General features: G+C 64.5%; 26 protein-coding genes and 1 pseudogene. 12 read left to right on the top strand and 15 right to left on the bottom strand.

Annotation, left to right across the window (positions count from 1 at the left end):
* Positions 1–16: 16 nt before the first annotated feature.
* From PSV05_RS06155 to rpsU, 3 genes are all read right to left on the bottom strand, one after another.
* The gene (locus PSV05_RS06155) at positions 17–508 is read right to left on the bottom strand and encodes a GNAT family N-acetyltransferase (RefSeq protein ID WP_300063060.1); all 492 of its coding nucleotides are present in this window, start codon (positions 506–508) and stop codon (positions 17–19) included.
* A gap of 40 nt (positions 509–548) precedes the next feature.
* Positions 549–995 carry a GatB/YqeY domain-containing protein gene (locus PSV05_RS06150; protein ID WP_300063057.1) on the bottom strand — a complete coding sequence of 149 codons (447 nt, stop codon included), beginning with the start codon at positions 993–995 and terminating at the stop codon, positions 549–551.
* A gap of 139 nt (positions 996–1,134) precedes the next feature.
* Positions 1,135–1,350, bottom strand: coding sequence for a 30S ribosomal protein S21 (gene rpsU, locus PSV05_RS06145; RefSeq protein ID WP_182823286.1), 216 nt, complete (start codon positions 1,348–1,350; stop codon positions 1,135–1,137).
* Between the two features lie 89 nt (positions 1,351–1,439).
* Between rpsU and tsaD the strand changes: the two genes are divergently transcribed.
* From tsaD to PSV05_RS06120, 5 genes and pseudogenes are all read left to right on the top strand, one after another.
* Entirely contained in the window at positions 1,440–2,465 is a 1,026-nt protein-coding gene (gene tsaD / locus PSV05_RS06140) for a tRNA (adenosine(37)-N6)-threonylcarbamoyltransferase complex transferase subunit TsaD (RefSeq protein WP_300063044.1), read from the top strand.
* A gap of 130 nt (positions 2,466–2,595) precedes the next feature.
* The gene (gene folB / locus PSV05_RS06135) at positions 2,596–2,997 is read left to right on the top strand and encodes a dihydroneopterin aldolase (protein ID WP_300063041.1); all 402 of its coding nucleotides are present in this window, start codon (positions 2,596–2,598) and stop codon (positions 2,995–2,997) included.
* Between the two features lie 60 nt (positions 2,998–3,057).
* Positions 3,058–4,275 (top strand): mechanosensitive ion channel family protein, encoded by a 1,218-nt coding sequence (locus PSV05_RS06130; protein WP_300063038.1) that lies wholly within the window; start codon positions 3,058–3,060, stop codon positions 4,273–4,275.
* Between the two features lie 67 nt (positions 4,276–4,342).
* The gene (gene folK / locus PSV05_RS06125) at positions 4,343–4,867 is read left to right on the top strand and encodes a 2-amino-4-hydroxy-6-hydroxymethyldihydropteridine diphosphokinase (RefSeq protein ID WP_300063035.1); all 525 of its coding nucleotides are present in this window, start codon (positions 4,343–4,345) and stop codon (positions 4,865–4,867) included.
* 59 nt (positions 4,868–4,926) lie between these two features.
* Positions 4,927–5,769: pseudogene (locus PSV05_RS06120) on the top strand (DUF6159 family protein).
* A 59-nt stretch (positions 5,770–5,828) separates the two neighbouring features.
* On the opposite strand, the gene PSV05_RS06115 reads toward PSV05_RS06120, so the two are convergent.
* Entirely contained in the window at positions 5,829–6,581 is a 753-nt protein-coding gene (locus tag PSV05_RS06115; protein ID WP_300063032.1) for a pteridine reductase, read from the bottom strand.
* A 41-nt stretch (positions 6,582–6,622) separates the two neighbouring features.
* Between PSV05_RS06115 and PSV05_RS06110 the strand changes: the two genes are divergently transcribed.
* A complete protein-coding gene (locus PSV05_RS06110; RefSeq protein WP_300063029.1) occupies positions 6,623–7,846 on the top strand; it encodes an SAM-dependent methyltransferase in 1,224 nt (407 codons plus the stop codon).
* Between the two features lie 10 nt (positions 7,847–7,856).
* Entirely contained in the window at positions 7,857–8,270 is a 414-nt protein-coding gene (locus PSV05_RS06105) for a VanZ family protein (RefSeq protein WP_300063026.1), read from the top strand.
* On the opposite strand, the gene PSV05_RS06100 is transcribed toward PSV05_RS06105, so the two are convergent.
* From PSV05_RS06100 to PSV05_RS06075, 6 genes are all read right to left on the bottom strand, one after another.
* Positions 8,247–9,524 carry a multifunctional CCA addition/repair protein gene (locus PSV05_RS06100; protein WP_300063023.1) on the bottom strand — a complete coding sequence of 426 codons (1,278 nt, stop codon included), beginning with the start codon at positions 9,522–9,524 and terminating at the stop codon, positions 8,247–8,249. The two genes, PSV05_RS06105 and PSV05_RS06100, sit on opposite strands and share 24 nt — an antisense overlap.
* A 30-nt stretch (positions 9,525–9,554) precedes the next feature.
* Positions 9,555–11,621: a lytic transglycosylase domain-containing protein gene (locus tag PSV05_RS06095; protein ID WP_300063020.1), complete on the bottom strand. Its 2,067-nt coding sequence runs from the start codon at positions 11,619–11,621 to the stop codon at positions 9,555–9,557.
* 69 nt (positions 11,622–11,690) lie between these two features.
* On the bottom strand, positions 11,691–12,449 hold the full coding sequence (locus PSV05_RS06090; RefSeq protein ID WP_300063017.1) for an endonuclease/exonuclease/phosphatase family protein: 759 nt from the start codon (positions 12,447–12,449) through the stop codon (positions 11,691–11,693).
* A gap of 19 nt (positions 12,450–12,468) precedes the next feature.
* Complete coding sequence (locus PSV05_RS06085) at positions 12,469–13,305, bottom strand: thiol:disulfide interchange protein DsbA/DsbL (RefSeq protein WP_300063014.1); 837 nt, start codon at positions 13,303–13,305, stop codon at positions 12,469–12,471.
* Between the two features lie 14 nt (positions 13,306–13,319).
* Positions 13,320–14,087: a thiol:disulfide interchange protein DsbA/DsbL gene (locus tag PSV05_RS06080; protein WP_300063011.1), complete on the bottom strand. Its 768-nt coding sequence runs from the start codon at positions 14,085–14,087 to the stop codon at positions 13,320–13,322.
* Positions 14,088–14,861 carry a c-type cytochrome gene (locus PSV05_RS06075; protein WP_300063008.1) on the bottom strand — a complete coding sequence of 258 codons (774 nt, stop codon included), beginning with the start codon at positions 14,859–14,861 and terminating at the stop codon, positions 14,088–14,090.
* A gap of 103 nt (positions 14,862–14,964) precedes the next feature.
* Between PSV05_RS06075 and yihA the strand changes: the two genes are divergently transcribed.
* Positions 14,965–15,576, top strand: a complete 612-nt coding sequence (gene yihA / locus PSV05_RS06070; protein WP_300063005.1) for a ribosome biogenesis GTP-binding protein YihA/YsxC — start codon at positions 14,965–14,967, stop codon at positions 15,574–15,576.
* 122 nt (positions 15,577–15,698) lie between these two features.
* A complete protein-coding gene (locus PSV05_RS06065) occupies positions 15,699–17,063 on the top strand; it encodes a glutamate--cysteine ligase (RefSeq protein ID WP_300063002.1) in 1,365 nt (454 codons plus the stop codon).
* A 3-nt stretch (positions 17,064–17,066) separates the two neighbouring features.
* Here the strand turns inward: PSV05_RS06065 and PSV05_RS06060 are convergent, their stop codons facing one another.
* Positions 17,067–17,387, bottom strand: coding sequence for a hypothetical protein (locus tag PSV05_RS06060; protein ID WP_300062999.1), 321 nt, complete (start codon positions 17,385–17,387; stop codon positions 17,067–17,069).
* 36 nt (positions 17,388–17,423) lie between these two features.
* Between PSV05_RS06060 and ppc the strand changes: the two genes are divergently transcribed.
* The 3 genes from ppc (at position 17,424) to fghA (ending at position 22,276) form a co-directional block, all read left to right on the top strand.
* The gene (ppc, locus tag PSV05_RS06055; RefSeq protein WP_300062996.1) at positions 17,424–20,141 is read left to right on the top strand and encodes a phosphoenolpyruvate carboxylase; all 2,718 of its coding nucleotides are present in this window, start codon (positions 17,424–17,426) and stop codon (positions 20,139–20,141) included.
* Between the two features lie 193 nt (positions 20,142–20,334).
* Positions 20,335–21,444, top strand: a complete 1,110-nt coding sequence (locus PSV05_RS06050) for an S-(hydroxymethyl)glutathione dehydrogenase/class III alcohol dehydrogenase (RefSeq protein ID WP_300062993.1) — start codon at positions 20,335–20,337, stop codon at positions 21,442–21,444.
* 1 nt (position 21,445) lies between these two features.
* Positions 21,446–22,276 (top strand): S-formylglutathione hydrolase, encoded by an 831-nt coding sequence (fghA, locus tag PSV05_RS06045; protein WP_300062990.1) that lies wholly within the window; start codon positions 21,446–21,448, stop codon positions 22,274–22,276.
* A 3-nt stretch (positions 22,277–22,279) separates the two neighbouring features.
* Here fghA and PSV05_RS06040 read toward each other — a convergent pair whose 3' ends face one another.
* The 4 genes from PSV05_RS06040 to PSV05_RS06025 all read right to left on the bottom strand — a co-directional run bounded on the left by PSV05_RS06040 (position 22,280) and on the right by PSV05_RS06025 (position 25,487).
* Positions 22,280–22,624, bottom strand: a complete 345-nt coding sequence (locus PSV05_RS06040) for a hypothetical protein (RefSeq protein WP_300062987.1) — start codon at positions 22,622–22,624, stop codon at positions 22,280–22,282.
* A gap of 105 nt (positions 22,625–22,729) precedes the next feature.
* On the bottom strand, positions 22,730–23,671 hold the full coding sequence (locus tag PSV05_RS06035) for a DegV family protein (protein WP_300062984.1): 942 nt from the start codon (positions 23,669–23,671) through the stop codon (positions 22,730–22,732).
* Positions 23,672–23,776: 105 nt separating this feature from the next.
* Positions 23,777–24,181, bottom strand: a complete 405-nt coding sequence (locus PSV05_RS06030; protein ID WP_300062981.1) for a DUF1761 domain-containing protein — start codon at positions 24,179–24,181, stop codon at positions 23,777–23,779.
* A gap of 22 nt (positions 24,182–24,203) precedes the next feature.
* Positions 24,204–25,487, bottom strand: a complete 1,284-nt coding sequence (locus tag PSV05_RS06025) for an amidohydrolase family protein (protein ID WP_300062978.1) — start codon at positions 25,485–25,487, stop codon at positions 24,204–24,206.
* Positions 25,488–25,492: the final 5 nt, after the last annotated feature.

Here is a 25,492-nt window from a genome sequence, read left to right as displayed (position 1 = left end):
AGCGGCCGCGGCGCGGTCAGTGGATCGCGCTGTCGAACTGCGCGGCGAGCGCGTGCAGGGCCGTGCCAGTCACGCGCTGGCCGGTCCATTCGTCCATGCCGCGGGCGCCGAGGCTGCGGTAGAAGTCGATGGCGGGGGTGTTCCAGTCCAGTACCGACCATTCAAAGCGGCCGCAGTCGCGCTCGACCGCGAGCTTGGCCAGGAATGCCATCAGCACCCGGCCGATGCCCTTGCCGCGATACGTCGGGCGCACGAACAGGTCTTCCAGGTACAGGCCGCGACGGCCCAGGAAGGTCGAATAGTTGTGGAAGAACAGCGCGAATCCGGCCGGCATGCCCTCGACCTCGGCGATCACCACTTCGGCGCCGGGCGTTTCGCCGAACAGCGATTCAGCGAGGCTATCGGCATCGGTTAGGACTTCGTGCGGCAGGTTCTCGTAGTCGGCCAGTTCGCGAATGAAGGCCAACACCAGCGCCGCGTCGCCGCGGCGGGCGAAGTGCAGTTTCACGCAGGGCTGCACAGTTGAGATGAGGGCAGACGCCATTGGCTTAGCCAGCCAGCTTCTGTTTGACCAGCTTCGACACCAGGCCCATGTCGGCTTGGCCGGCCAGCGCCGGCTTGAGCACGCCCATCAGTTTGCCAATGTCGGCGGCGCCGGCAGCACCGGTCTGGGCCATCGCGGTATCGATCGCGGCCAGGATGGCGGCTTCGTCCATTTTTTCGGGCAGGTAGGTTCCGATCACGCCGAGCTCGTAGCGTTCGATGATGGCCAGGTCCTCGCGCGCGGCGGCTTCGAACTGGGTGATCGAGTCCTTGCGCTGCTTGACCATTTTTTCCAGCACGGCCAACACCAGCGGATCGGTCATCTCGATGCGCTCATCGACTTCCTTTTGCTTGATCCCGGCCAGCATCAGGCGGATCACGCCCAGGCGATTCTTCTCGCCAGACTTCATCGCGGTCTTCATGTCGTCGGTGAGTTGGGCCTTGAGGCTCATCGTGTGCTCCGGATAGTTTCGTGGGGGTTTTGCTGGAATATCCGCAAGAAAATATCCCTCGAGGAATTCCTGAAAGACTGGAAACGCAAAAAGCCGGCGACGCTTGCGCGTGCCGGCTTCAAGCACAAGCAAACTGCGCTCAGTACAGGCGCTGGCGCTTGGTGACGTCGCGCGAGGTACGGCGCGATTGACGCTTCACCGCAGCAGCGGCTTTGCGCTTGCGCTCCTGGGTCGGCTTCTCGTAGAACTCGCGCTTGCGGGTCTCGGCCAGTACGCCGGCCTTCTCGCAGGTGCGCTTGAAGCGACGCAGGGCAAATTCAAATGGTTCGTTTTCGCGGACTTTGACGCTTGGCATCGTGGAATCTCTGTTCTGGGATCTGCCCGAACGCACCGGGCGAGCCGTGGATGATAGCAGCGGGGTCTGATCCGTTGCAAGATACGGGCATGAAAGTGCTTGGAATCGAGTCCTCCTGCGACGAAACCGGGGTTGCTGTCTACGACACCGCCATTGGCGGTGCGGCTGGGTTGCGCGCGCATGCGCTGTACAGCCAGATCGCCCTGCATGCCGAATACGGCGGGGTGGTGCCGGAACTGGCCAGCCGAGATCATGTGCGCAAGCTGCTGCCACTGATCCGGCAGACCCTGGCCGAGGCCGGGCTGGGCGTGGATGAGCTGGACGGTGTGGCCTATACGGCCGGACCGGGCTTGGTCGGGGCGTTGCTGGTCGGCGCCGGGGTGGCGCGCTCGCTGGCATGGGCGCTGGACCTGCCGGCGATCGGCGTGCACCACATGGAAGGCCACCTACTGGCACCTCTGATGGAGGACGACCCTCCCGATGCGCCGTTCGTGGCCCTGCTGGTCTCCGGCGGCCACACACAGCTGGTGGCAGTGGACACCATCGGCAGCTATCGACTGCTCGGCGAAACCCTGGACGATGCCGCTGGCGAGGCTTTCGACAAGACCGCAAAACTCATGGGCCTGCCGTATCCGGGTGGGCCGCAGCTGGCGCGCCTGGCCGAAACCGGCACGCCGGGCGTGTTCAAGTTCTCGCGACCGATGACCAAGCGGCCGGGGCTGGATTTCAGTTTCAGCGGGCTGAAAACGCAGGTGCTGCTGGCCTGGCGTGATTCCGACAAGTCCGACACAACCCGCGCCGACATCGCCCGCGGGTTCGAGGATGCGGTGGTGGATACGCTGGCGATCAAATGCGAACGCGCGCTGGACGCGGCTGGCTGCAATACCTTGGTGGTAGCCGGTGGCGTGGGCGCCAACAAGCGCCTGCGCGAGCGCCTCCACGCAATGGCGGCCCAGCGTGGCGGCCGCGCCTGCTTCCCACGTCCGGCGCTGTGCACCGACAACGGCGCGATGATCGCGTTCGCCGGCGCGTTGCGGCTTGAGGCCGGCCAGCATGACGATGCCGTGGTGCATGTCACTCCGCGTTGGGACATGGCGACGCTGCCGGCGTTGTGATTTTTGTTTTTCGCGGGCTGATGCGGCGCCTACCGCCGGGCACTCGCTACGCGGCTCGAAATGCCGCTACGCGAATACCCGACGGTCTTGCCGCATCACTCATTGTCGATCCCTCGTTTATCCTGTTGCCATGACTGACTACGTCTTCATCGAAGGGCTGCAGATCGACACGCTGATCGGGATCTACGATTGGGAGCGACGGATTCGCCAACCGCTGGTGTTCGATATCGAAATGGCGTTCGACAACCGTGTTCCGGCTGCGGCTGACGACATCGCCCTGACCCTGAACTACAAGGACGTCAGCAAGCGTCTGATCGAATTTGTTTCGCAATCCTCGTTTGGCCTGGTGGAAACATTGGCCGAGCGCTGCGCACAGATCATCCTCGATGAGTTCGAGGTGTCGAAAGTCCGACTCAAGCTCAGCAAGCCCGGTGCAGTGCGCGGTGCGCGTGCGGTAGGCGTGATCATCGAGCGCGCGCGCTGTGGTGAGGACGCGCTGGTCAAGACAAGGCCGACTGACCGCATCCGTTAGAATCCGCGGATGCCGGATTTTCTGCAGGAATTCAGGAACACTTTCGCAGGCGACAGCGCCATGCAGTCTTGGATAGTGCTGGGTGGCCTGTTGCTGCTCGCGCTGCTGGTTGGCTGGCTGAGCCACAAGCTGTTGCCACGGCTTGTGCATCGCATGGTCGAGGCGACCACCACGCATTGGGACGATGCCCTGATCGCACGCGGCGTGTTGCGCCAGGTGTCGCATTTGGCGCCGGTGATCGTGGTGTACCTGGGCATCGCTGCGATCCCGGCCCTGCCTGACGATGCGGTGGGCCTGCTGCGCAAGGTGCTGATCGTACTGATCGTGTTTTTCGTCGCGCGCGGGATCAGCCGGTTCCTGTCGGCGGCAAACGATATTTACGAGCGCCAGTACGACACCCACGGGCGACCGATCAAGGGCTACGTGCAGCTGGGCAAGCTGCTGGTCTTCCTGCTGGCGGCGATCGTGGTGGTCGCAGTGTTGATCGGGCGTTCACCGCTGTTGTTGTTGTCTGGCCTGGGCGCGTTGGGCGCGGTGCTGATGCTGGTGTTCAAGGACACCATCCTGTCGCTGGTTGCCAGCGTGCAGATCGCTTCGAACGATCTGTTGCGCGTCGGCGACTGGATCACGATGCCGTCGCTGGGCGTGGACGGCGATGTCGTCGACATCGCGCTCAACACGGTGCGGGTGCAGAACTTCGACAAGACTATTGTCACGGTGCCGACATATCGGCTGGTCTCGGACAGTTTCATCAACTGGCGCGGGATGAGCGATTCCGGTGGTCGGCGGATCAAGCGGTCATTTTATATCGACCAGGCCTCGGTGCGGTTCCTCGACGAGGAGACACGCGCGCGGCTGTCCGGGTTTGCCTTGCTGGACAAGTACCTGCACCACAAGCACGAGGAGCTGCTGGACTGGAACGGCAAGCTTGGCGACGCCGCGAAACAGCCGGTCAATACCCGGCGTCTGACCAACCTGGGCAGCTTCCGCGCCTACGTCACCGCCTACCTGCAGGCCAATCCGCTGATCACAGCGGACAAGACGCTGATGGTGCGGCAGCTGGCACCAGGGCCGACCGGGTTGCCGATGGAGGTGTACTGCTTTGCCGACACCACGGACTGGGGTGATTACGAAGGCATTCAGGCCGACCTGTTCGACCACCTGTTGGCGATCCTGCCCGAGTTCGGGCTGCGTCTGTTCCAGCAGCCGACTGGTGCGGACCTGGCCGGGGTACTGAAGCGCCCGCAGCCTGCCGGCATTGAAAAGGGGTCAGAGTGAAGTTTCCTGACCAGGATTCACGAGTGAGTTGAGATGGTCGGCAGGTAGTCACTCTGCCCCCTTTTCCATGACCCATTTTCCGAAATCGACAGGCCGCGCCTGGCTCAGCTTGGGCAGCAACATCGCGCCAGAGGCCAACCTGCGCGCGGCAATTTCGGCGTTGCATGCGCGATACGACAACGTGGTGGTGTCGGCGTTGTATCGCACGGCTGCGGTCGGATTCGACGGGCCGGATTTCCTCAATGCCGCCGCCGGGATCGACAGCGACCTCGATCCGCAGGCATTGAACGACTGGTTGCATGCGTTGGAGGATGCGTACGGACGCGATCGTAGCGGACCGCGATTCGGCAACCGGCCACTCGATATCGACATCGTGTTCTATGACGACCTGATCCTTGAGGGTTCGGGTCATCTGCAGATCCCGCGCGATGAACTGCGGGATGCTTTCGTGCTCAAGCCACTGGTCGATCTCGCGCCAAGGCTGGTCGACCCGCGCAGCGGCCGTACGCTGGCGCAGCTTTGGAAGGCGCATCCAGAACATGACGATCCGCGCTGGGCGCAGCAGGGCGATACAAGCAGAATTCCGGCCTGACAGGCCTTATTCGACGCGTCATTCCCTACAATCCACGCAACCGCCACCGGAGAACGACCATGGGTAGATTCCAACGCAGCTGGGCACTGACCAAGACCAGTTTCCAGGTGCTCCGTACGGACAAGGAACTGCTGGTGTTCCCGCTGGTTGCGTCGATCGCCGCCATCATGGTCGCAGCGACATTCGTGCTGCCCATGTTCGGCCTTGGACTGTTCGACCACCTCGAAGACGGTCGCCGCTCGATCGAGCTGTATGTGTGGGGCTTCGCCTTCTATCTGGTGCAGTACTTCGTGATTTTCTTCTTCAACTCGGCGCTGGTCGGAGCGGCGATGATCCGCCTGGACGGCGGCGATCCGACTGTCTCGGATGGCCTGCGCATCGCGCGCGGCAAGTGGAAGCAGATCCTGGGCTACGCGGCGATCGCGGCGACGGTCGGCCTGATCCTGCGTGCGTTCGAGGAGCGTGCCGGTTTCCTGGGCCGGATCGTGATCGGTTTCATCGGTGTGGCCTGGACTGCGGCGACCTTCCTGACGGTGCCGGTACTGGTGGCGCGCGAGGTCGGCCCGATCGATGCGGTCAAGGAAAGCGCCAGCCTGCTCAAGCAGACCTGGGGCGAGAACATCATCGGCAACGGTGGCATCGGGCTGGTACTGGGCTTGTTCAACGTCGCGCTGATGCTGGTCGGTGGCGGCATCGTGGTGTTCCTGGCCAGCTAGGGTTTGACCGCATTGGCGGTTGCGATGAGCGTGGGCGTGGTGCTGGCGGTGATCGTGACCGCGCTGGTGCAGTCGGCGCTGTCGGGCATCTATTCGGCTGCCCTGTATCGCTATGCCGTTGCCGGTGACACGCCGCAGGGTTTCGACGGAATGCTGTTGCAGGATGCGTTCCAGCGCAAGATGTGAGCGTCATGCGCTCTCGTGATTCGCGTCGCCAAGTGACTGCGGCGAAGCTAAGTGAGGGTTCAGGACGCCAGCGTGCGTCCGCCATCAACGTGCAGGGTCTGACCGGTCACGTAACTGGCATCGTTCAGTAGCCACGACACGGCGGCAGCGATCTCCTCCGTTGAACCCAGGCGCGGCAGTGGCTGCCGCGCCAGGATCGCGGCCTGCGCGGCTTCATCGGTGTGATGGTCAGGCCACAGGATCGCGCCGGGGGCGATCGCATTGACCCGCACTTCCGGCGCGAGCTCGAGTGCCAGCGATTTGCTCAGCATCAACAGTGCGGCCTTGGCCATGCAATAAATCGGGTGGTCCGCGAGCGGCTTTTCACCGTGGATGTCACCAAGATTGACGATGCCGCCTCGCGCGGCGCGCAGGTGCGGTGCGGCTGCTTGTGCAAGGAAAAATGGCGCACGCGCATTGCTGGCGAACAGATCGTCCCACTGCGCTGGCGTAGCGGTGCCTATTGGCGTGGGATAAAAGCCTGATGCGTTATTGATGAGTGCATCCAGCCGGCCGAAATGTCCCACCGTTTTTGCAACGAGTTCTGGCAAGAGGTCGAACTGGGCCAGGTCGGCTTGCAAGGCGATCGCGCTGTCCGGGCGCGCGACATTCAGCTCCGCCAGCAAGGCATCCATCTCGGTTTTTGATGAGCGGTAGTGCAGTGCGAGGTTGTAGCCATCGGCATGCAGGCGCCGTGCAATCGCCGCACCGATGCGGCGGGCGGCGCCGGTGATCAGTGCGACCTTGATGGATGTTGCGGCGGGCCCGGTCATGGGTGGCGGTATCCTGCGCACTTGTCGAACGCCATTGAATCATGACCACGCCACGTCCATCCATGCCACGACTCGCGCCACAACTCTCGCTACGACAACCAGACGCCGACGCGCTGGCCCACAGCGAGCACCTGCGCGCACGCATCCAGGAACAGATCATCGCTGCCGGCGGCAGCCTGCCGTTCTGGAAATTCATGGAGATGGCGCTGTATGCACCGGGCCTCGGCTACTACAGCGCCGGTGCGATGAAGTTCGGGCCGGCCGGCGATTTCGTGACCGCGCCGGAGCTCTCGCCCTTGTTCGCCGCATGTGTGGCCGATGCGGTGACGCCGGTGTTGCAGCAACTCGGGCCGGATGCGGAGTTTGTCGAGATCGGCGGTGGCAGCGGAGCATTCGCGGAAATCGCATTGGCGAAGTTGTTGGCGAATGACGCACTGCCTGCACGCTACGCGATCCTGGAACCGAGCGCCGACCTGCGAGAACGTCAGCGCGAGCGATTGCATCAGCGCTTGCCGCCATTGCTGTTCGAGCTGGTGGCGTGGCTGGACGGCCCCCCGGATGAGCCGTGGAATGGCGTGCTGTTCGCCAACGAAGTGATCGATGCACTGCCCACGCCACGCTTCGTGATCCGCGATGGCGAGGTGTTCGAGGAACACGTGGCACTGGATGGTGAAGGGAGGTTTGTCCGCTCCGATCGCCCGGCCGACCCGATGCTGGCCGCCGCAGTGCGGCACGTCGAACGCCAGCTGCCGGAGCCTTTCGCCGAGGGCTATCGCAGCGAGGTGTTGGCACAATTGCCCTACTGGTTGCAGGCTGTGATGGGTGGGCTGAAAGATGGCGCGATGCTGTTGATCGACTACGGCTATGCGCGCAGTGAGTACTACCAACCGCAACGCAGTGATGGCACCTTGCGCGCGTTCCGCCAGCATCATCTGGTCGGCGACGTGCACGCATATCCCGGTTTGCAGGACATCACTGCATCGGTGGATTTCACCGCGTTGGCCGAGGCCGGCACCGGCACCGGTTTTGATTTCGTCGGCTACTGCTCACAGGCCAGTTTCCTGATCGGCAATCGACTGCAGGAAAATCTCGCGCTGGCCGAATCGCGTACTGCCGACGATATCGCCCGCCATGCGCTGCGTACGCAGGTCAAGCAACTCACCCTGCCAAACGAGATGGGCGAACGTTTCCAGGCGATCGGCTTCCAGCGTGGCGTTGAACTGGGCGCGGCGTTCCTGGTTGGCGACCTGAGTCATCGGCTGTGAGCCGCCTATCATGAGTGCATCCAAGCGACGTTTCGGCCGCTCGCTCAAGCCGTTCCGGCAGCCGTGGCTATGGGCGGGTTTGTGGGTGCTGGTGATCGCGGCGGTTGTGAGCGGCTCGCTGGTGCCCGCGCATGATCTGCCGAAGGTGCCGGCCGGCTTCGACAAATTCGAGCATTTCGGCGCCTATGCCTTGCTCGCCGCTGGCGCGGTGCAATTGTTCGTGCGCCGTCTGTCGTGGGCCTTCGTGTGCGTGATGCTGGTGCTGATGGGTATCGGCATTGAATATCTGCAGGGACAAATGGGTTTGGGCCGGATGCTGGATCGGCAGGATGCACTGGCAAACACGATAGGTGTGTTGATCGGTTTGGCGACTGCCTTCACGCCATGGCGCGATGCGTTGCTACGGCTGGACCGTCGACTCTGAGCCCGCGGCACCCGATTTAGCGGTGGCAATCGCTACGATCCGTGCGCGGCTGAGGGCTTCGCCAATCGCGGGTCCGCTCAACCCTTCGGCGACATCGCTGCTGCGCACCGTCATCGCGATCTTGTGCAGGCGGCGCAGTTCGTCCGCCTGTGGATAGGCCCGATCAGCAAACCCGGTGCGGCCGCGATTGTCGGCTTCGCACACGGTAGCCAGCTGGTCGATGCGGGCCGGTTTGCGGAAGCCGTCGCAGCGCGCGATCAGCGCGTGCACCGTCGCGGGTTTCAGCTCGTCGAGCCGATGCACGTTGAGGTGTTCGCGACAGGCGATCACCGCCAGTTCGCGATGTTCGGCCGGCACCTTCAGGCGCGTGGAGAGTGCAATCACTGCATCGATGCCGCGTTGTTCGTGCATCACATGGCGTGGCAGTTCGGCGGCTGGAGTGAGTGATTTTCCGAGGTCGTGGCAGAGGGCGGCGAAACCGATCAGATCGTCGCCAGGAGCAAGCGCTGCGGCCATGTCGCAGACCAGTTCGGCGTGCACGCCAGTATCGACTTCCGGGTGGTATTCCGCGCGTTGCGGTACGCCGTACAGCGCATCGACTTCCGGCAGGATTGCGCGCAGCGCTTCGGCATCGCGCAGGCTGCGCAGGAAGGCGGACGGTCGCTTGCTGCGGAGTGCTTTCGCCAGTTCCTGCCAGATGCGTTCCGGGGCCAGGTCGGTCAGTTCGCCTTCGTGCGCGATCTGCCGCATCAGCGCCAATGTTTCCGGTGCGATTGTGAAACCGATCGGTGCGAAGCGGGCCATGAAGCGCGCGGCGCGCAATACCCGCAGTGGATCCTCGACGAAGGCATCGCCAACATGACGCAACACGCGCGCCTGGATGTCGGCCGCGCCGTCGAACGGATCGACCAGACTGCCGTCGGCCGCTTCGGCGATCGCATTGATGGTGAAGTCGCGCCGGCGCAGATCCTCCTCCAGCGTCACTGACGGATCGGCATGCACCACGAAGCCGGTATGGCCGCGCGCCGACTTGCGCTCGGTGCGGGCCAGCGCATATTCCTCGCCGGTATGTGGGTGCAGGAACACCGGGAAGTCGCGGCCGACCTGGCGGAAACCGGCATCGCGCATCTGCTCCATGCTGGCACCCACGACCACGAAGTCGCGGTCGCCGGCCGGCTGATCGAGCAGGCGGTCACGCACCGCGCCACCGACCAGGTAGACCTGTGCATTTTCGGGAAGTTGTGCCGTGGTCATTCGTCGATGATGCCTGACTGGTCGTCTGCGTCAGTGCCGTCGGCGCGATTTCGACGCAGGCTTGTTTGCTGGCGTGGCAGCAGCGGGAGCTGCCGGCTTGGCGGGTTCGGCCTGCGGGCAGGTGAACTGCTTGCGCGGGCCATTGGTACGGCCCAGCAGGCGATCCGACAGGCGCAGCGCATCGCCATTGAGCCGCCAGTCGTACACGGTGCTGAAGGCAAGTACGCGCGCCACATAGTCGCGGGTTTCCATGTAGCTGATGGTCTCGATCCAGAAGTCCGGAGCCATCGTCGGGCGCTGCGACATCCAGCGGTTCAATGGCGCCGGGCCGGCGTTGTAGCCGGCGATCACCTGGTAGGGCTTGCCGCCGTACTTGTCCAGCAGTTGGCGCAGGTAGGCGCTGCCGAGCACGATATTGGTGTCTGCGTCATACAGGCTCTCGCCGCCTTTCCACGGCACGCCGATCTTCGCTGCCACGGCAGCGCCGGTGCCCGGCAGAAGCTGCATCAGGCCACGCGCATCGGCGCTGGAGCGTGCGTTTGGATCGAACACGGACTCGGCGCGGATCTCAGCCGCGATCCAGGCCGGATCCAGGTTGTTGCGCGCGGCCTCGCGGCGGATGCTGGCGTCGTGATGCAGCGGGAAACGCAGCTGGTACAGGCGGATCTCGTCCGGATAGCGCTGGCCACCGACATTGACCAGGCCGAACACGCCGCGGTCGAACCAGCCGTTGTCCTGCGCAACTTCCACTGCGATCCGGCGTTGCGCGTCGTTGAAGCGCGACAGTGCATCGTTCCATTCGCGTACCGCCCAGCCTTTTCGGCCCAGCGAAAACAATTGCAACGCGCGGATCAGACTGTGGTCACGGGCAACCACTGCCTTGTCCATTGCCGTCACCCGTGGCGTCCACGGACACAGCGCGTAGGGCTGTTGCAACCTGTCAGCCGCGAGGAAGCCGTAAAAATCCGCGGCCTGAGCGGCCTGCCGGTACAGCACTTGCGCGCCAGCGGCATCGCCGGTCAATTCACTGGTGCGTGCGGCGAAATATTGCCAACGCGAATCGTCGCGCTGGGCATCGCCCATCTTGCGGACCGCTGCCAGTGCTGACGGCCAGTCGCTGCGCGACATGGCCTCACGTGCCTGCCATTCATGCAGTTTCTCGTCATAGGCCGAAGCCGGCACCGCGGCCAGTCGCCGTGTGGAATCCGGCAGGTAGGACGCCACCGTCCACAACGCGATCTGGTACAGCACGGCGCTGCGCTGGGCTTCGTCGAAACCCAGCGCATCGGCGATGCCGGGCAGCAGGGTTTCGGCGCGGTCTGGTGAAGATTTCGCCAGCTTGGCCAGTGCCGCCGATGCAACCGATCGGCTGCGTGGCGTTTTCGGCCACTGCGCCGCAGAAGCGTCGGGCGCATCGAGGTAGGCGGCGTAGCGATTGGCCAGTATCGCGTCGTTGCCATCCAGTCCATTGGCAATCGCGCGGATCACCCCGGACTGGCCTTCGCCGGCTGCGAGATCGATGCGTTCCCAGCGCAGCGCAGCGGTCAATCCGCCTTGCGTGGCAAGAGTAGCGAAAGGGCCGTCGCAGGCATCCGGTAGCGATCGCCCGCTGCTGCGCCAGACTGCCTGCACGTCGTGCGTCCAGGCCGCATTGGTGCGGCCCAGCGCCATGCGTGCGTTGAGTTGCATGCAGCGCAGGGTGGTGTCGTCGATGTCGTCCTGCCAGTTGGCGAGGAAGGCCTGCCACTCCTGGCGCTTGGCCAGCGCAGCCAGCCACTCATTGCGGAACGTCGTGGCAACCGGTTGCCCGCGGTATTTCGCCAGGAAAGCCGCGCCGCGTTCCACCGGCAAGCTGTCGAAGTCGCGCCGCAAGGCGGTGTACTCCAGCCAGCCGGCCAGTGGATGCGTTGCGTAAGTGGCGCGCGTGGCGTCATCAAGTTGTCCGCGCGCGGCGGCTTCGAACGCACTGCGCAGGCCAGTGTCCGGCATCGCAACCTGAATTTTTGGCGCGAGCGGGGATTGTGCGATGGCGCTGCCGCTGACCAGGCAGGTCGTGCCTAAAAGCGCTGCGAGCAAGGACGAGGTGACGATGTTCATTGTTCAACTATAGCCGAGCATTCCTGAACTTTTTTGACGTATCTGGCCAGGACTTTTGCGTACGTGCGATCAGCGCAGTGCGGCTTCCGGGACGTCCAGTTCGACCGACAGCGCCAGGTGGTCGGACTGCGCGGCCGGCATCGCCTGCATTGACGCCACCAACAACGCGGGCGTCACCAGCATGTGGTCAATCGCGCGTTGCGGGCGCCAGGACGGGAAGGTCAGCACACACGCGAGCGGCGGTTGCAGTTTCGTTTTTGCGTAAAGCTGTTGCATCTCTGGCTGGTCCGGATCGCAGTTGAAATCGCCCATCAGCACCGCGTGCGGATGGTCGGACAACAGTTCAGCGATGAAGGCCAGCTGCGAGCGCCGCGACTGTGCGCCCAGCGACAGATGGGCAATCGCAATCGTCAGGGCACTTTCGCTTTCGCCGAAGCTCGCCAACAGCACGCCGCGACCCTTGACCCGGCCCGGTAGTGCGTGGTCCTCGACCGTGTGTGGTTCAAGCTTGCTGAGCAGGCCGTTGGCGCTGGAGGCCACGCCGCCCATGCGACGGTTTGGCTGGTGGCTCCAGTAGGCGAAGCCGGCGCGTTCGGCCAGGTAGTGGGTCTGGTTGGTGAAGCCGGATCTCAAACTGCCGGGGTCGGTTTCCTGCAGGCCGACGATGTCGTGCTGGCCGGCCAGTTCGGCGATCGTGTCCAGCGAGCCACGTTTGTTGCCGGTGGGCAATACATGCGACCAGCTGCGCGCAACGTAGTCGTGGTAGCCGCGCGTGCTTGAACCGGCCTGGATGTTGGCGCTGAGCAGGCGTAGCCGCCGTGTGTTCATGCCGGCTGCCAGGTTTGCATCAGGACGCGGCGGGTGCGGTCGCCGGTGTCGCTTCGGTCGGTGTAGCCGGAGCCGCGGCCTTGGTGCGTTCGGCGACGATCAGCTGGTTGAGGATGCGGAAAACGTCATCCATAGACTTGCCCTTGATCCGATACTTGCCATTGACAATGAAGGTCGGCGTGGTGGCGCGGTCGTCGCCGAAGGCGGCCACGACCCATTGGCGTGCGCGGTTGACCTTCGCCGCGATGGCGAAGCTGGCCATGCTGCTGACGAACTGCTTCGGGTCGGCGCCATAGCCCGCATAGAACGCGGCGATGTCTTCAGGCGTGTCGTTGCCGAGTTCGCCCTTCAGCGTCTTGTCTATATGGATGGCGCGGAACATTGCCTCGTGGGTCTTGTCGACCAGGCCCATCGCATCGGCGGTGTAATAAGCCTTCGCGTAGTTGTCCCACACCGAGCCGAATGCCGCCGGGATATAGACCATGTGTACGTCGCTGGGGAACTTTGCCTTCATCGCACCTACGGTGGGCTGCACGGCCGCACAGTACGGGCAGACATAGCCGAAGATTTCGACCACTTCGATGCGGCCATCGGTGGTATCGAACGGATGGCCGTTCGGAATTTCGGCGTAGTCGGTTCCCGTGATCGGTGGCGGCGACTTCGCCGCAGCTTCAGCTGCAGCTTGCACCGCGGCTTCGGCCTTGGCCTTGGCTTCCGGATCCTCGGCGCTGGCCTGTTTTGCCGCGGGAGCGGCAGCATCAGTGGTTTGCGCGTCGACGACGGGTGCCGGGGTTTCGTTTTTGCAGGCGGCCAGCGGCAACAGTGCGATCAGAAGCAGGGCGAAACGAGCGTTCATGGCGGTATCCAGTTTCAGGAACGGGGTTTGGTTGGCGCCTTGCCAGCCGGCTTGCGGCTGCTGGCGATTGCATCAATGACTTTGCGGGTGTTGGCCAGCAGGCTGTCATAGCTGTTGCCGAGCACCAGGTAACGGCCATCCACGATCATCGATGGCGTGCCCGGGATCTTGCTGCGGATCTGGAACTCGCGCGCGGCCAGCATTTTCCTGCCCATGCTGGCCTGGTCGGCTAGCGCGGCCTTGAAGGCCTTGGCGTCGACACCGGGCTGGTGCAGGTAGAACGCCGCGACCTGATCCAGCGTTGAATTCTTGGCCAGCTCGCCGGTTTCATTGATGGCTGCGAACATGCGCGCGTGGGTCAGCGGAACTGCCTTGGCCACATCGGCGGCGAAGTAGCCCAGCATGAAGGGATCGTCCGGGGAAAACGCCGCAGGCATGTAGGACACCGCCACTGACTTCGGCAAGGTTGGCTTCCAGGCTTCGAGCTTGGGCTGCATGTGCGCGCAGTGCGGGCACCAGTAGGCAAAGACCTCGACCACCTCGATCTTGCCCGGCGGTTGCGGCAGGAATGGCTTGCCGCCTTCGATCGCGGTGTATTGGTCGCCTTCGGTCAGTCCCGGCAAGGCGGCCGGCTGTTGCGCATGCGCGGGCAGGGCCAAGGCGAGCAGTAGGGGCAGGAAGAACCTCAGTGCGCGCATCAGCGAAGCCTCGAACGGATAGGTAATGACCCGGAGAGCTTGCCCGGAGGTCGGCGAACGCAGGATGAAGCCCTTGTTCGTCAATCAGTGGCCGGTGCTGCGCTGCGAGGATGTGGTGTCGCGTGCATGCAGACCCTGCACATAGCTGCCCAGCGACTGGATTTCCTCGTCGGTCAGCGACTTGGCCACGCTCGCCATCAGCTTGAAATGGGCCACGTCCTTGGCCGTAGTGGTGCCAGCGCGATATTCCTCAAGCCGGCGCACCACATAGGCTGACTGCTGGCCATGCACGGCCGGATACGCTGGGCCTGGATTGCCAGCACCGGACGGGCCATGGCAGGCCATGCAGGCAGGAATGGCGCGGGCAGGGTCGCCGGCGCGATACAAATGCTGGCCGACTTCGTAGAACTTCATGCCTTGGTTGGGGCCAGCGGCAATCGTGGTGTCATCGGCAATCCCGGCGCTTGCATGTTGCGAGGCGAACCAAGCGCCCACGTCGCGCATGTCCTGCGCGCTGAGCATGCTCGCGAACGGCATCATGATGGCGGCCATGCCGCTGGTGCGCTCGCCATGCTTGAACAGGGCGAGCTGCTGGGCGATGTAGCGCTCCGGCATGCCGGCCAGGCGCGGGTATTGCGGGTCGGCCGGGTTGCCGTCCAGGCCGTGGCAGGCAGCACAGGTGCCAGCCTTGGTCTGTCCGGCGGTCGCATCGCCCCAGGTGGCCGGCTTTTCGTCCAGTGGCGCAGCCTGCACCGGAGCATTGTCCGGCACTGCAACCGGGGTGCTCTGGGCATAGGCAACCGCTGCCAGCGCAAGGCTGGCAAGACCGGCAAGTGCGTAAACGCGGGCAGGGCGCATGCAACAGCTCCAAATGAACAAATGGCCGCACGCGGCCGTACAACGTCGAATTATCGTCGCGCCACGCGGGGCGGTCAAACCGCAGGCGTGGCATCCTAGCGGGATGGCCGTCCCCAATCCGTTCAATCGCGCTGACTACCTGTTAGCTGCGCATACCCATCGCCAGCTGCCGCCAGACGGCGGTCGCGAGGTCGCATTCGCCGGTCGCTCCAATGCCGGCAAGTCCTCGGCGCTGAATGCCCTGTGCCAGCGCAACGCGCTCGCGCGGGTGTCCAAGACCCCCGGGCGCACCCAGCAACTGGTGTATTTCGGCCTGCCGCCGCATGAAGCCAAGTATCTGGTCGACCTGCCCGGCTATGGCTACGCCAAGGTCCCGAAGGACCTGCAGGCGCACTGGCAGGCGTTCCTGGATGGCTTTTTCGGCAGCCGCATGGCGCTGGCCGGGCTGGTGGTGGTGATGGACATCCGCCATCCGCTCAGGGAATACGACCTGCAGATGCTGGGCTATGCGCTGCGCCGCGGGATGCCGGCACACGCGTTGCTGACCAAAGCCGACAAGCTCGGCCGCGGCCAGCAGACGCAGACGCTGCACGCGGTGCGCAAGGAACTCGCCGGCCCGTTTGGCGACAGCGTCAGCGTGCAGACCTTCTCCGGCGAGTCCAAGCTGGGCGTGGACGAATTGCGCTCGGTGGTGTCGCGCTGGCTTGAGATCTAGCCACGATGGCGGGCTGCCCAAGACGCTCGTGATACCGCTGGCGCAACACTGAAGACCGGCAAACGCACTGTGCCGGCGGATGCAGCGGGCTATGCTGCGGCACCCCCTATGCGATGCCACCCATGTCCGGACCAGCGAGCCCCAACGACACCCTGATCACCGACTATCGGCAACTGGTCGAGGTCATGGCGTCGGGCGAGAAGCCGCGCGAGGCATGGCGGATCGGTACCGAGCACGAGAAATTCGGCTTCCGCCTCGACGACTTGCGCCCACCGACGTTCGATGGCGAACGTGGCATCGAGGCAATGCTCAAGGGCCTGACCCGTTTTGGTTGGGCGCCGATTGAGGAACACGGCCGCGTCATCGCGCTAGCCAAGGACATGGCCTCCGTCACTTTGGAACCGGCTGGCCAGCTGGAACTGTCCGGTGCGCCGCTGGCCAGCATCCACGAAACCTGCAAGGAAGTCGGCACCCATTTGCGCGAGGTTCGCGCGGTCGCCGACGAGTTGCAGCTGGGTTTCCTCGGCATGGGTTTCCAGCCGAAATGGCGGCGCGACGAGATGCCGTGGATGCCGAAGGGACGCTACAAGATCATGCGCGACTACATGCCCAAGGTCGGCAGCCTCGGCCTGGACATGATGACCCGCACCTGCACGGTGCAGGTGAACCTGGATTACGCATCCGAAGCGGACATGATCAAGAAGTTCAGGGTGTCACTCGCCTTGCAGCCGATTGCCACCGCGCTGTTCGCCGATTCGCCGTTCACCGAGGGTCAGCCGAACGGCTACCTGAGCTATCGCTCCCACATCTGGACCGACACCGACGCAGGCCGCACCGGCATGCTCGATTTCGTGTTCGAGGATGGCTTCGGCTACGAGCGTTATGTCGATTACCTGCTCGATGTGCCTATGTATTTTTCCTATCGCGACGGCGAGTACATCGACGCCGCCGGCAAGTCGTTCCGCAAATTCATGCGCGGCGAGCTCGACGTGCTACCCGGCAAATTGCCGACATTCACTGACTGGAACGACCATATGACCACGGCCTTCCCGGAAGTCAGGATGAAGAAGTTCCTGGAAATGCGCGGCGCCGACGGCGGCCCTTGGAACCGGCTGTGCGCGTTGCCGGCGTTCTGGGTCGGCCTGCTCTATGACGATGCCGCGCTGGATGCCGGGTGGGACCTGGTCAAGGACTTCAGCATTGCCGAGCGCAATCAACTGCGCGATGACGTGCCGCGGCTTGCGCTGCGCACGCCATTCCGCGATGGCAGCCTGCGCGAGCTTGCGGTCGAGGCGCTGAAGATCGCGCATGCGGGCCTGCGCCGGCGTGCCTGGGCCGATGAGTGCGGCGCCGACGAAACCAGCTTCATCGAACCGCTGATGGAAATCGCTGACGCCGGCCTGACCCCGGCCGAGCACAAGTTGGCGCTTTTCAGCGGCCCGTGGAACGGCAGCGTGGACCCGGTGTTCCGCGAGTACGCCTACTGAGCGTCAGTAGCGCATGGCAGTGAGCGGCGCGTCCGCCCACTGCCATGCGTCAGCCTGCCGACGCGCTGCGCCATGTGCAGCATCGGCGTGACCAAGACGGCGCTCTGCCTCTGTCAGCCCGAACAGTGACCATCCGTTGCCCGGATAAGTCGTCAGGTCCTGCAGGAAAGCTTGGCGCGCGTCATCGACAAGGCCTGCTTCCAATAGCGCGGCGCCGAGGTAGTGCCGGGTCGGCAGCGGCCAGTGGCCTGCACGGGTGCGGGTGCCGCGGCAGCCATTCCTCCGGTACGCAATGCAGCAGGAGAGTTCACGCCTGCAATCCATGCTGCACTGCGTCAGGAATCGCGCTAGCCTGCGGCGATGACAATTCCAGACACATCCTTGCGCGATCCCCTCGAATTCGCCGAAAGCGACACCCTGCTGCGCGACGACGTGCGCCGGCTCGGCGCGATGGTCGGGCAGGTGATCGCCGAACAGGTATCGCCCGACTTCCTGGCCCAGGTCGAGTCGCTGCGTCGCGCGGCGATTGCACGCCGCGAGGAGGGTGCGCACGCGGATGTCCTCGCAATGCCGTTGGCGGAGGTGTCACTGGAAGACGCCGAAGCGCTGGTGCGCGCGTTCGCGGCCTATTTCGGCACCACCAACCTGGCCGAGCGCGTGCATCGGATCCGTCGCCGTCGCGACTACCAGCGCAGCGGCAGTGCGCCGCAACCGGGTGGGCTGGAAGCGGTGATTACCGAGCTGCGCGATGCTGGCATCGGTTACGACGCGTTTGTCGGCATGCTGCAGCGGCTGTCCATCGAGCCGGTATTCACCGCACATCCGACCGAGGCGATGCGCCGCGTGCTGCTGGAAAAGGAACGCGATGTCGTTGAACGACTCGTCTCCGACATCGACCGCACGCATACGCCGCCCGAGCGCCACGCCGACCTGGAACGCATCCTGCTGGCGCTGACTTCCACCTGGCAGACCTCGGAAACCCCGCCGACCAGCCCGACCGTGGCCGACGAGCGCGCGCATGTCGGCTTCTACCTTGCAGACGTGTTGTACCGGGTGCTGCCGGTATTCCATGAAGTCTTCGCGGCGGCGATCGAGAAGGTCTATGGCGAGCAGCCCGCACTACCGCCACTGCTGCGGTTCGGCACCTGGGTTGGCGGCGACATGGACGGCAATCCGAATGTCGGCGCGGACACCATTGTCTCCGCGCTGGAGGCGCAGCGTGCGCAGGTACTGGCCAACTACCGGCGCGACCTGCGCCGCCTCGCTGCCGAATTGAGCCAGAGCCGCGACCGAGCCGGGATCGATCCGGCGATCGACGCGCGCATCGCCAGCTATCGCGTGCTGATGCCAAATGCGCCGATGCCGCGCGCGCGACAGGCGGACATGCCCTATCGCGAATTGCTGGCGCTGATGGGCGCGCGCCTGCAGGCCACCCAGGCCGGTGCCGGCGCTGGCTACACCGGCCCCGATGCATTGCTCGAGGATCTCGCGCTGATCGATACCAGCTTGCTTGCGCATCGCGGCGAGCATGCCGGCCACTTCGCCGTGCACCGCGTGGTCCGCCGCGTACAGGCCTTCGGCTTCCACCTGGCCGCGCTCGACCTGCGCCAGGATTCGGCTTGGCACGACGCGGCATTGGCCGCGCTGGATGCCGATGCCGACTGGCCCGAACGCGACGTGGATGCACGCGTGACTCGCCTGCATGGCTTACTCGACGGTGCGCCGTTGGTGCAGGCAGGCAGTGACGACGCGACCGCGCGCTCGACCCTGGACGTGTTCCGCTCGGTGCTGGACGCGCGTCGCCGTTTCGGCACGCATGCCATCGGCTTGTACATCATCAGCATGAGCCGCAGCGCCGCCGATGCGCTGGCGGTGTTGGCGCTTGCGCGTGCCGCCGATTGCGTCGAAGACGGCGCGGTGCCGCTGGACATCGCGCCGCTGTTCGAGACCGTGGCCGATCTGGAGGCCGCGCCGGCAGTGATGCGCGCGCTGTTCGACGATCCGGTCTATCGCGTGCACCTGCAGGCGCGAGGCGGCCGGCAGACGGTGATGCTGGGGTATTCGGACAGTGCCAAGGATGGCGGCATCGTCGCCTCGCGCTGGGCGCTGCAGCGCACCCAGGTCGCGCTGACTGCGTTGGCGAAGGCGTCAGGCGTGCGCATTGCCTTCTTCCATGGCCGCGGCGGTTCGATCAGCCGTGGTGGCGGCAAGACCGAACGCGCGCTGCATGCCGCGCCGCGCGGCTCGGTGGATGGCAGTCTGCGGGTGACCGAGCAGGGCGAGGTGATCCACCGCAAGTACGGCATTCGTGCGCTGGCGTTGCGCAACCTGGAGCAGACCACCGCCGCGGTGCTGCGCGCCAGCTTGTTGCCGCGTCCCGCAGATTCGCGCGAGGAACGTTGGCGCATGATCGCGGCCGAACTGGCCACCACCGCCCGCGCACGTTATCGCGCGCTGGTCTATGAGGAACCGCGCTTCCACGCCTATTTCCGCGCGGCCACCCCAATCGACGTGATCGAACGCTTGCGCCTGGGCTCGCGTCCCTCGCGCCGACGCGATGGCGGCGTGCAGGACCTGCGCGCGATCCCGTGGGTGTTCGCGTGGGCGCAGAACCGCTCCGGGCTGACCGCATGGTATGGCGTTGGCCACGCATTGCGCGAGGGCATCGACACGCATGGCATGGAGGTGATGCGCGAGATGGCCGAGCACTGGCCGTTCTTCGCCACCCTGCTGGACGATGTCGAGATGGTGCTGGCCAAGTCCGACCTTGGCATCTTCGAACAGTACTCACGTCTGGCCGGCGACGACCATGCAGCACTGTTTCCCGGCATCGCGGACGAATTCGCCACTACCCGCGACGCAATCCTGGCGATCCGCCAGGAAGACGATCTGCTGGTCAACGACGGGCGCCTGCGCCTGTCGATCCGCCTGCGCAATCCCTATGTGGATCCGATCAGCCTGCTGCAGGTCGAATTGCTGCAGCGCTGGCGCAGCGGCGGCCGCGAGGACGACGCGACCCTGCGCGCGCTGATGGCGACGGTGAACGGGATCGCTGCCGGGATCCAGAACACGGGGTGAGCCTTGGCGCTTGCGCGGCATGCCGCGCGCCAATGCGAACGCCCGGCCCAGGATGGCCGGGCAACGGTTTCCGCAGCCGGGTGTCCTCGCCATGGATGGCAGCGATAGGATCTGAGATCTGATGCTGCGCGCAGATGCGAGGGCAATGGCCCGCACGGTAAAGTGGTGGCGTCCCGCACCCCGGAGTTCCCCCATGAAATCACGCGCCGCTGTCGCCTTCGCCGCAGGCGAACCCCTGAAGGTCGTCGAGATCGACGTCGAGCCGCCGCGCGCCGGTGAAGTGCTGGTCAGGATCAGCCACACCGGCGTCTGCCATACCGATGCATTCACCCTGTCGGGCGATGATCCCGAGGGGATTTTCCCATCGGTGCTGGGCCACGAAGGGGCGGGCGTTGTTGTTGAAATCGGCGAGGGCGTGACCTCGCTCAAGCCCGGCGATCACGTGATCCCGCTGTACACGGCTGAATGTCGCGAGTGCAAGTTCTGCTTGTCCGGCAAGACCAACCTGTGCCAGAAGGTGCGCGCGACCCAAGGCAAGGGATTGATGCCGGATGGCAGCACGCGGTTCTCCTATAACGGAGAACCGATCTTCCATTACATGGGCTGCAGCACCTTCAGCGAATACACGGTCGTCAACGAAATTTCGCTGGCGAAGATCAACCCGGAAGCCGACCCCGAAAAGGTCTGCCTGCTTGGTTGCGGCGTTACCACCGGCCTCGGCGCGGTGCACAACACGGCGAAGGTGCAGGAAGGTGACACGGTCGCGATCTTCGGGCTCGGCGGGATTGGCCTGGCGGCAATCCAGGGCGCACGCCAAGCCAAGGCCAGTCGAATCATCGGCATTGACACCAACCCCGGCAAGTTCGAACTGGCGATGTCGATGGGCGCCACCGACTGCATCAACCCGAAGGATTTCGACAAGCCGATCCAGGACGTAATCGTGGAACTCACCGACGGCGGCGTGGATTTCAGTTTCGAGTGCATCGGCAATGTGCACGTGATGCGCGCGGCGCTGGAGTGTTGCCACAAGGGTTGGGGCGAGAGCGTCATCATTGGCGTTGCCGGCGCGGGGCAGGAAATTTGCACGCGACCGTTTCAGCTTGTCACGGGCCGGGTCTGGCGCGGCAGCGCGTTCGGCGGGGTCAAGGGGCGCACGCAATTGCCGGGCATGGTCGAGCAGGCGATGGCCGGCGAGATCGACCTCGATCCGTTCGTGACCCACACCATGCCGCTTGAACGTATCAACGAAGCCTTCGACCTGATGCATGAGGGCAAGTCGATCCGCACCGTGATCCACTTCTGAGATGCAGAAGATCGAATCCCATGCCAGCTTCGGCGGCGAGCAGCAGGTCTGGCAGCACCATTCGCAGGCACTGGATTGCGACATTCGTGTCGCGATCTATCTGCCGCCGCAAGCGCAGGATGGTCCGGTGCCGGTGTTGTACTGGCTGTCGGGCCTGACCTGCACCGAGCAGAATTTCATCACCAAGTCGGGTGCGCAGCGTTATGCCGCCGAACATGGCATCGCCATTGTTTGCCCGGACAGCAGTCCGCGTGGTGACGACGTGGCCGATGCGGACAGTTATGACCTCGGCAAGGGCGCCGGCTTTTACGTCAATGCGACGCAGGCGCCCTGGGCGGCGCATTACCGCATGTACGACTACGTGGTCGGGGAACTTCCTGCGCTGATCGAGGCGCATTTTCCGGTGACACATGCGCGCGCAATCAGCGGGCATTCGATGGGCGGGCATGGCGCTTTGGTCATCGCGCTGCGCAATCCCGGCCGCTATCGCAGCGTGTCGGCGTTCGCGCCGATCGTGGCGCCGTCGCAGGTGCCATGGGGCGAAAAAGCGCTGGGTGCCTATCTCGGCGAAGACCATGCTGCGTGGAAGGACTATGACGCGGTGGCGCTTATCCCCGACGCAACCGAGCGCTTGCCGCTGCTGATCGACCAAGGCAGCGCCGATGAATTCTTGGCTTCCCAGCTACGCCCGGAACTGCTGGACGTTGCGTGCCGGACCCACGGCCATCCGCTGATACTGCGCATGCAGCCTGGCCACGATCACAGCTATTACTTCATCGCCAGTTTCATCGGCGATCACATCGCCCATCACGCAGAGGCGATGCGCGACTGACGGCTATGCCGCGGAAACGTCGCGCAACTGCCAGCCATTGCCGGCCAGCAGGCCAAGCCGTTGCCGCATGACCGCCGACGGCAGCGACGTGATCACGATCAGGTCGATGTGCAGATCGTGCTGTTCGCCAAGTACCGTCGCATTCGCATCGGTGGCGCCAAGTGCCGGATCGACCTCGTCCGGATCTTCCTGTTGCGCACGCCAGCGCTCGAACAGGCCGTCGCTGCGCAATGCATCCTGCAATTCCGCGGCCAGGCCGTCCGCGCCCTGCGACTGGAAGGCAAGCGTGACATCGGCGCCGCGCACGCGCGAAGGGTCGGGCAGGCTGATGTAGAAGCGGGTTGGCATGGTCGGCCCCTGAAGTGAATTCTTTCGATGCCACAAGACTAAACGCCGCGTGTTAGCGCGGCGTCGTCGGCACATGGATCTTGGAGGGATGCAGCGCGGGTGGCGTCAGGAAAATTTCTCGGATTCCGCCGCAAACCCGACCACAGCCGCGCCCTTGCCGACGTTCACCAGGCCGGACAGGCCCATCACGCTTTCGAAGACTTCGACGTTGTGCTCGGCGCAGACCTCGCGCAGGTTTGCATAGCCGGGCAGCTTGTGCAGGTCGGCGAGGTCGCCGCCATAGCTCAAGCCCACGGTCGGCGTCATCAATCCGTCTTTCACCCGCTTGCTGGCGAAGTCGAACATCTTCTGTGTCGCGTTCTCCAGTCCCTTGACCTTGGCGACAGGCTCGGTGTCACCGCGGTTGCAATGCAGGATCGGCTTGATGTCGAGCGCAGTGCCGAGCGCCGCGCTCAAGAAACTCACACTGCGGTCGCCGCGCTTCCTGATGCGGTTGCGCAGGTAGTGCAGGTCGGGCGGCACCATGTAACCCTGCGTGTACAACGCCAGGTTTTCCAGGCGTGCGCGGATCTTCGGGGGAGCTTCACCGGCCGCACGCAGGCGGGCGGCTTCAACCACCAATACTCCGACTGCGGCAAACACGTTCTGGCTGTCGATCACCCGCAACGCGAATGGCATGTTGTTGCCGGCAGCGGTACGCACCGGCTTGTAATCGTTGAGGATGGTGTAACTGGCCTGTACGGCGTTGTCATAGATGCCGCTGCGCGTACGCGTGGTGGTGATGCAAAACACATAGTCGTAATCGAGGACGAGCTTGGACAGGAACAGGTCGTGCACTTCCTGCACGGTGAAGGGCGTGGTCTCCGCGTCGTATGCGCGGGCGGCCGTCTCGCCGCTGAGGAAGCTCATGGTCGCTTCCTCGTTGCGGACATCGGCAAGAACCGCTTCACCGATTTGCACGGTTACCGGCAGGATGGTGATGTTTTCGCGTTCGATGAAGTCCGCCGGCAGGTCACAAGCGGAGTCCACCACGATGCCAATGCGCATATTTCCTCCAAATCCCCCGATCCGTTGTGTCGAAGCTACCGCAAGTCCGGCGCAGATGCATGTGGCATAGCGGCATGGCGGTCGTTTTGCCTCGTCAGGGCACGCTCAGTGCCACAGGCCCAGGACCAGTCCGTAAATGGTGAACTGCAGGGTGTGGTAGCCGCCGTCGATCAGCCACAGTTTGAAGCTGCGCCCGACAAAGGCGTAATTGATGCCGAAACTCATGGCCACGTAGGCAAGGCCGGTGAGGAATCCGGCATGCACGGCGATGAACAGTGGCGGGTCGGGGCGCAAGATAATCGCGAAGGCGGCGGCCGCGACCAGCGCGGCAAGGAAGGCGGTGCCGAAAACCTTCGCCGGGTGCCGGCTTGGTGGTGCATTCGGGTCGATGCTGTTCTCGCGGCACCAGGCGTTCTTGAACAGCGGTCCATACCAGAGACCACCGAGCATGAATGCGGACAACGCCGCGACCAGCACTGCCCACCAGTTGATATCGACGAAATTCGGCATGTCGTTTCTCCAGTTTGCGTGGTCAGTGCGCGTCGTTCGGATACGCGCGCGGCAGGCCGTTGTCCGGGTGCAGGTAGCGATCACGCAGCTCGGTCTGGCGCGAGCGCATCGGGATCGCACGGCCATCCATCCAGACCTGCATGGCGACGTTTGCCACGTCCAGCGGATCGCCGGTCCACAGCACCAGGTCGGCGCGCTGGCCAATGGCAATACTGCCCATCTGCGCGCCAACGCCAAGACTGCTGGCCGGGATCGAAGTCAATCCGGCCAGTCCCGCTGCCCATGGCAGTCCATTGGCGACTGCGTTGCCGGCCAGCTGGCGGATCTTGCGCGCATTGTGTGAGGCATCACCGGTCTGTGAGAACGACACCCGCACGCCAGCAGCATTCAGGCGTGCCGCGTTCTCAAGCGTCGCGCCGATCTCGTCGAAGTCGGCAGGCAGGTCGGCCAATGCATCCACGAATACCGGCACGTCAGCTGCGGCGATCTGCGGTGCGACCTTCCAGCCTTCCGTTGCACCGACCAGAGCGATGCGCACGTTGCGTTGGTTTGCCCAACGCAGCAGGCGGGCGATATCGGCAGCGCGCTGGATACGCACCAGGACGCGTCCCCCACCGCCCAAATAAGTCGCCAGCGTGCTGCGCCCCGCAGGCGTGAGCAGCGCGAACTTCGAATCCAGCGGAATCCGCCCGCGCACTTCATCGATCAGCTGATCGAGCAGCATCCATTGCGCCGCGCGCGAACTGCCGGTGAGGTTGGCGCCATCGCCGCCCAGGGTCACGAACAACACGCGCGGACCGATCGCATCCAGGCTGCCGTCCAGCCGCACCACGCCGCCTTGGCCGCCGATGATCGAACCGCCTGCACTCGTGCCGGCGCCCAGCATGGTCCAGCCGATGCCTTCCACCCGCGCCACCGGCACCAGCACCGACTCCGGGTTGTAGGCCAGGGTCACGTCGAATTCGGGACGCACCTGCATGTCGGCGGCATTCGCCCCGAGGGCGAGTGTCTCGTCCACCGTCGCCGATTCGCCGGAGACTTCTTCCACGCCGATGTCGGTGATGCCGCCAAACAGGGTCGGCGTCAGCGGTTTGCCCTGCGCATCAATGATCTGCACGTTGCCGGCCACGAGATTCTTGCCTACTGCAGCGATGCGGCCGTCCTTCACCAGCACATCAGTCGCCTGCAACGTGCCGCGCGTACTGGCGGTGTGCACGGTGGCGTTGCGGATCAGCAGGTCTTGCGCGCTGGCGACGCCGGCCATCGACAGCAGCGCGGCGACCAGCGTGAGGTGTTTCAGGCGCATGCCGC

The sequence above is a fragment of the Thermomonas sp. genome (assembly GCF_029945965.1).
Taxonomy (GTDB): Bacteria; Pseudomonadota; Gammaproteobacteria; order Xanthomonadales; family Xanthomonadaceae; genus Thermomonas.
This window is presented reverse-complemented; position numbering and strand designations above follow the sequence as displayed.

Excerpts from the sequence above, each read along its gene's own strand:
- PSV05_RS06150 (WP_300063057.1), bottom strand. The coding sequence starts at position 995 with ATGAGCCTCAAGGCCCAACTCACCGACGACATGAAGACCGCGATGAAG.
- rpsU (WP_182823286.1), bottom strand. The coding sequence starts at position 1,350 with ATGCCAAGCGTCAAAGTCCGCGAAAACGAACCATTTGAATTTGCCCTG.
- tsaD (WP_300063044.1), top strand. The coding sequence starts at position 1,440 with ATGAAAGTGCTTGGAATCGAGTCCTCCTGCGACGAAACCGGGGTTGCT.
- folB (WP_300063041.1), top strand. The coding sequence starts at position 2,596 with ATGACTGACTACGTCTTCATCGAAGGGCTGCAGATCGACACGCTGATC.
- PSV05_RS06130 (WP_300063038.1), top strand. The coding sequence starts at position 3,058 with ATGCAGTCTTGGATAGTGCTGGGTGGCCTGTTGCTGCTCGCGCTGCTG.
- folK (WP_300063035.1), top strand. The coding sequence starts at position 4,343 with ATGACCCATTTTCCGAAATCGACAGGCCGCGCCTGGCTCAGCTTGGGC.
- PSV05_RS06115 (WP_300063032.1), bottom strand. The coding sequence starts at position 6,581 with ATGACCGGGCCCGCCGCAACATCCATCAAGGTCGCACTGATCACCGGC.
- PSV05_RS06110 (WP_300063029.1), top strand. The coding sequence starts at position 6,623 with ATGACCACGCCACGTCCATCCATGCCACGACTCGCGCCACAACTCTCG.
- PSV05_RS06105 (WP_300063026.1), top strand. The coding sequence starts at position 7,857 with ATGAGTGCATCCAAGCGACGTTTCGGCCGCTCGCTCAAGCCGTTCCGG.
- PSV05_RS06100 (WP_300063023.1), bottom strand. The coding sequence starts at position 9,524 with ATGACCACGGCACAACTTCCCGAAAATGCACAGGTCTACCTGGTCGGT.
- PSV05_RS06095 (WP_300063020.1), bottom strand. The coding sequence starts at position 11,621 with ATGAACATCGTCACCTCGTCCTTGCTCGCAGCGCTTTTAGGCACGACC.
- PSV05_RS06090 (WP_300063017.1), bottom strand. The coding sequence starts at position 12,449 with ATGAACACACGGCGGCTACGCCTGCTCAGCGCCAACATCCAGGCCGGT.
- PSV05_RS06085 (WP_300063014.1), bottom strand. The coding sequence starts at position 13,305 with ATGAACGCTCGTTTCGCCCTGCTTCTGATCGCACTGTTGCCGCTGGCC.
- PSV05_RS06075 (WP_300063008.1), bottom strand. The coding sequence starts at position 14,861 with ATGCGCCCTGCCCGCGTTTACGCACTTGCCGGTCTTGCCAGCCTTGCG.
- yihA (WP_300063005.1), top strand. The coding sequence starts at position 14,965 with ATGGCCGTCCCCAATCCGTTCAATCGCGCTGACTACCTGTTAGCTGCG.
- PSV05_RS06065 (WP_300063002.1), top strand. The coding sequence starts at position 15,699 with ATGTCCGGACCAGCGAGCCCCAACGACACCCTGATCACCGACTATCGG.
- PSV05_RS06060 (WP_300062999.1), bottom strand. The coding sequence starts at position 17,387 with ATGGATTGCAGGCGTGAACTCTCCTGCTGCATTGCGTACCGGAGGAAT.
- ppc (WP_300062996.1), top strand. The coding sequence starts at position 17,424 with ATGACAATTCCAGACACATCCTTGCGCGATCCCCTCGAATTCGCCGAA.
- PSV05_RS06050 (WP_300062993.1), top strand. The coding sequence starts at position 20,335 with ATGAAATCACGCGCCGCTGTCGCCTTCGCCGCAGGCGAACCCCTGAAG.
- fghA (WP_300062990.1), top strand. The coding sequence starts at position 21,446 with ATGCAGAAGATCGAATCCCATGCCAGCTTCGGCGGCGAGCAGCAGGTC.
- PSV05_RS06040 (WP_300062987.1), bottom strand. The coding sequence starts at position 22,624 with ATGCCAACCCGCTTCTACATCAGCCTGCCCGACCCTTCGCGCGTGCGC.
- PSV05_RS06035 (WP_300062984.1), bottom strand. The coding sequence starts at position 23,671 with ATGCGCATTGGCATCGTGGTGGACTCCGCTTGTGACCTGCCGGCGGAC.
- PSV05_RS06030 (WP_300062981.1), bottom strand. The coding sequence starts at position 24,181 with ATGCCGAATTTCGTCGATATCAACTGGTGGGCAGTGCTGGTCGCGGCG.
- PSV05_RS06025 (WP_300062978.1), bottom strand. The coding sequence starts at position 25,487 with ATGCGCCTGAAACACCTCACGCTGGTCGCCGCGCTGCTGTCGATGGCC.